Below are 3815 nucleotides of genomic sequence, written 5' to 3'. Positions count from 1 at the left end.
TCGTCCCGTCCAGGGTTCGGGGGACCGATGACCTTGCCGTCCTCATCCGTCTGCGGTTCGGCCTTGATGGTTACTCGGGCTTGGCGCCTCGGCATGTCTGGGTTCCATCTGAAGATTAGATTTAGAAAACGAAGCGCGCTTCGCTCGACTGTTCGTGCAGCCCCGGGCTGTCGAGCTCGAACGTGAACCAGCCACGTCCCTTGGGCCATGTCCCGCTGGCGGGCGCAGCGGCCCGCATCTCTTCCGTCAACAGGGTGGGGGATAGGTCCCGTGGCGGCTCGCCCTCAGCGATTTCGTAGGCGCCGACATTCATCAGGAACACGTCGTCACCCTCGTGGATGGCGTGCCCGCGCTCGTGCAGGAAGGTGATGATTTTCTCTCCCGACGTCCCGTGCGGGGCCTCAATCCGGAAGGTGAGGTGCTTTCCGGTTGACGGCAGCACGGTCTGGGCTTCCAGTCGGCGAATCCGCACCATCAGGGCGTCCTTCATCGTCTGCCTCCCGCGGCTTCCTTGGTTTCCTCCAGGGCGACGACCCGGGCGGCGAGGTCGACGACCTTCACCGCCTCGATGTGCGCGGTGACCAGCTTGGACATCTCGCTTGCCTCGGCCGGGGTGATCTCGCCGTCCGCGACGCCCTGCAGCAGGGCTCGGGTCGCCCGGGTGAGGTCCGCCGTCGTCTCAATCCTCGGCAGGTCGAACGTGACGGCCCTATCCTTCCGGGGCGGGCATAGCCTGTCGAGGCACAACCGCATCGCCGGACCGTCTCCGCCCAAAGCCATCTCGACAGCCTTGCGGGTCAGGGTCTCGGCTTCACCGTCCAGAATGGCTTCGACCGCTTGGGTGGTGCGGTTGCGCGACCCTTTGGGCCGACCGCTCGGGTTGCCGCTCTGGCCTGCCCCGAACTGCGTCTCTTCACGGGGCATCGGTCGTCGCCTCCTGCAGCGCCGTGCCCTGTAAAAACAGGCTGAATACAGGCCGCATCTTCATCGCCCGCACCTCGCCGTGATATCCTTCAGCGGCAGGTCGACGGGCCGCCCGTTCTCGGCGCCGATGATGATCCGAATGATGTTGTGATCTTCATCCTTGATGACGTGGCCACACTCTCGGAGGAAGGCTTCGGCAGCTTCCAACGGCAAACCTTTCGACCCCTCGATTGCGAACTGCCGAACCTTACGGTGCTGCTGTGGACGGATGGCCCTCTCCAGCTTCTGAAGGCGGACGTTCAAGTCCCTCATGTCAGCCGCCTCTCAATGCAGGTAGAGAGGGCAGGTGTGACGTCGCGAGCGCGGCCCGTCAGGCCGATGGCCTCCAGCAGCCGGCGCAGGTTTCCGGAGGTGCGGCTGTAGAGGTCAAGGGCATCGGCGTCGGCCTCGCCGTCCGTGGCGAACCGCTCCTCCATTCGCTCTAGCTCGACGGTGAGAGTCGCCGCCCGGCGGATCAGCGACTTCTCCGCGGCAGACACAGCGCCCTCCCCGCCCAAGTCGGATAGGTGCAGGGCCATGAGGTCCCGCATGCGCCGCGCCCAGGCCGAGCGGCCGTCCGCCATCCTCAGCAACGCCGAGCCGTTCGTGACACGGCTGCGATGTGCCGGCGAAGGGCAACCAATGTGCGGGCTATCTGCCACCGATCCAACAGCCTTATGGGACATCTGTTGGACAAAGATAGCGCGGTTGGCGCGCTAAGTCATTGTATGCGCTTGTGTATATCGGTTTATCTGTGTTCAATCCATCGCCTTGCTAAAGCGACAACGACCGCGGCCAGCTTTTTTCTGAGCATTTCGATGATGCGAGCGCGTGTCCTCTCACCTCATCACGGCCTTAAGGTTTCGATAACTATGACGGCCTCCTGTGGATGAGCGCGACCTGATCCGGTCGTGATCGGTTGAACTGTCGGCGACGGAGATCAGCGATGGACCAGCAAGCCGGAGACGATCACGAAGACCGCGCTCAGATGGAGTGAGCTGCCGATCGGAAGGCGTCATGGCGCCAACTCTGAGTCCGAAGGCCGCTGGGATGCGTTAACCCGTTCGACGGGGCGCGTCCACTGCTGCCCGCTCAGGACGCCCTAATGAACGCGATCGGTTGGCTGCTCACCAAGGTGATCGAGCTCATCACCGGTAAAGACCGAGGGCAGAAAAGCTCCGGCATGCCGAGAGTTCGTGAAGTCAGAGTGCACGAGGATCAACCTGCGGACAAGAGTAGAAATTTCGACGCCGATTACCGCGCCGCCACGATGATGCTGAAGACTCGGATGGGCAACAGCTTCCCGGACAACTATCACGCACGGCCGGGCGCGGGCACGAACTGCACGCGTGACTTCGGCGACGAGCGGGCCGAAGCGATCGACACAGCATCGGCCGCGATAGCTGCAGCGCTTCGCAAATGTGCTACCGTCAAGCAGGCGGCAGACGCCGGCGCGGCCAGCGTCGGTATCTAATCGTCGGACGGTTACGCCAAACCTTCGGCTGCCCGGCGTTTCCGATCCTCCTGCACGTCTCCCATGGCGATAGCGATATCGCTGGCCGGGACGTGCTTGAGCCGTGGGATGAGTTTGAGCAGGGTTTCCCGCGGAATCCTTTCGACCAGCATTTCGGCCGCGCGCTTCGCAGCATCTTTCCGATCGGCATCGGTCAGGTGAGCATAGTGCTTGGCCCAGACGCCGCGGATGATGTCGTTGCGCTGCGGCTTAGTGATGTAGCCGATGCGGAATAGCTCGCGGGCTGCCCCTTCCTGCCAATCAGGCTTGTCCTTGGCTTCGTCCCAAATCTGCTTCAGCTCGGTGAAGTCGTGCTCGGCCTCGGGCGACAGGAGCTTCCGAGATGCAGTAGTCCGCTTAGGTCCGGTCGCCTCGGCCGCCGCCTCCCGCACACTCAAACCCGCAACGCGTTGCGCTTTTGCCGGATCGCCATCGACGTGCCGGGCGATCCGCATGTAGAGCTGCGCCGTCCTGGGCGAGACGGTGGTGTTTAATCGAAGCCACGCGTCCCAGCCGCCATGCGGGACGGTGTCCTTGGCCTGGGCCAGCAACCTACCGCACTCAACGGCGTAGCGGGCTCCTTCGCGCTTGGCGGCCTCCACGCCGGCATGGGCCGCATTGATCGCACCGGCGATATTGGAATGGGTCATCACGAATCCTCCGTTGCTGATGAAAGGTGCTTGCTGCGCCCGAGCGCAGTCACTCGGCCGCCGCGCGCTTCAGCCACTCCAGCGCACCGTCGTTCCGCGCCTCCTCGCGCCAGTCGCCGACGACCACGATGCCCTTGGTCGTGGTCCAACCCCTGAACCAGGCGTCAAAGGAATCGGGATTGGCTGGGTAGCCACGGCCTCGTTGATCGCCTTCCACGACTGCGATCCAACAAGGCCAGTTGCCTCCGCAGCCCATGATCGTGTGCGCCTCGCGGCCAAGCAGATCGGCTCTGACGGACCGCTTGTGCGGGGGCGTGATGTCGAGCTTGTCTTCCAGGCTCACCAGCGGTCCCGCGCTGGCCTTCACGCAGCGCGAGATGGCGGAGATCGTGAACGCGGTCACGATATGCTTGTTGGTGCGCTTTGATCGGCGCCTCTGATCAGACGCCACGATAGTCCCGCGGACCTTCGCCCGATCGGCCACCTCCACGAGGTGATCGAGCATCGGGGTGGTCATCTCCTCGAACAAGCGCCCGATCTCGCGCGCGTCCGAATTTATCTTACCCCCCTGTGCCGTTTGTGCCGTTGGCGCCGCTAGAGCATTTTCGTTTTAATCTGGATCGTAGCCTGCCGCAGCAAAGAAGTTGGCGCACTCGTCTGGGGTGACGGTGTCGATAAGCCGTCCGATG

The 3815-nt window shown here is 63.5% G+C and carries 7 protein-coding genes; 1 reads left to right on the top strand and 6 read right to left on the bottom strand.

Translation table 11 applies throughout. The annotated features are described in order from the left end of the window. Positions 1–121: 121 nt before the first annotated feature. Genes BLQ49_RS28720 through BLQ49_RS28705 form a run of 4 tightly spaced genes read right to left on the bottom strand, consistent with a single transcriptional unit; the run spans position 122 to position 1463 of the window. Complete coding sequence (locus BLQ49_RS28720; RefSeq protein ID WP_091723084.1) at positions 122–490, bottom strand: hypothetical protein; 369 nt, start codon at positions 488–490, stop codon at positions 122–124. Beyond that, positions 487–924 (bottom strand): DUF5681 domain-containing protein, encoded by a 438-nt coding sequence (locus BLQ49_RS28715; RefSeq protein WP_091723081.1) that lies wholly within the window; start codon positions 922–924, stop codon positions 487–489. The genes BLQ49_RS28720 and BLQ49_RS28715 overlap by 4 nt, the downstream gene beginning before the upstream one ends. Positions 925–984: 60 nt before the next feature. Then, positions 985–1236, bottom strand: a complete 252-nt coding sequence (locus BLQ49_RS28710; RefSeq protein ID WP_091723079.1) for a hypothetical protein — start codon at positions 1234–1236, stop codon at positions 985–987. Beyond that, a complete protein-coding gene (locus BLQ49_RS28705) occupies positions 1233–1463 on the bottom strand; it encodes a hypothetical protein (protein ID WP_244507810.1) in 231 nt (76 codons plus the stop codon). Before BLQ49_RS28705 ends, BLQ49_RS28710 begins: the two co-directional genes overlap by 4 nt. 605 nt (positions 1464–2068) lie before the next feature. Here BLQ49_RS28705 and BLQ49_RS28700 point away from each other — a divergent pair. Then, positions 2069–2437, top strand: coding sequence for a hypothetical protein (locus BLQ49_RS28700; protein ID WP_091723073.1), 369 nt, complete (start codon positions 2069–2071; stop codon positions 2435–2437). A gap of 11 nt (positions 2438–2448) precedes the next feature. Here BLQ49_RS28700 and BLQ49_RS28695 read toward each other — a convergent pair whose 3' ends face one another. Continuing rightward, on the bottom strand, positions 2449–3126 hold the full coding sequence (locus tag BLQ49_RS28695; protein WP_091723071.1) for a DUF3102 domain-containing protein: 678 nt from the start codon (positions 3124–3126) through the stop codon (positions 2449–2451). Positions 3127–3175: 49 nt separating this feature from the next. Next, the gene (locus BLQ49_RS28690) at positions 3176–3655 is read right to left on the bottom strand and encodes a hypothetical protein (protein ID WP_091723068.1); all 480 of its coding nucleotides are present in this window, start codon (positions 3653–3655) and stop codon (positions 3176–3178) included. Positions 3656–3815 lie beyond the last annotated feature (160 nt).

The organism is Methylobacterium phyllostachyos (genome assembly GCF_900103445.1).
Lineage (GTDB): Bacteria > Pseudomonadota > Alphaproteobacteria > Rhizobiales > Beijerinckiaceae > Methylobacterium > Methylobacterium phyllostachyos.
Note: the sequence above shows the minus strand (reverse complement) of the source record. Positions and strands in the feature narration are given on the sequence as shown.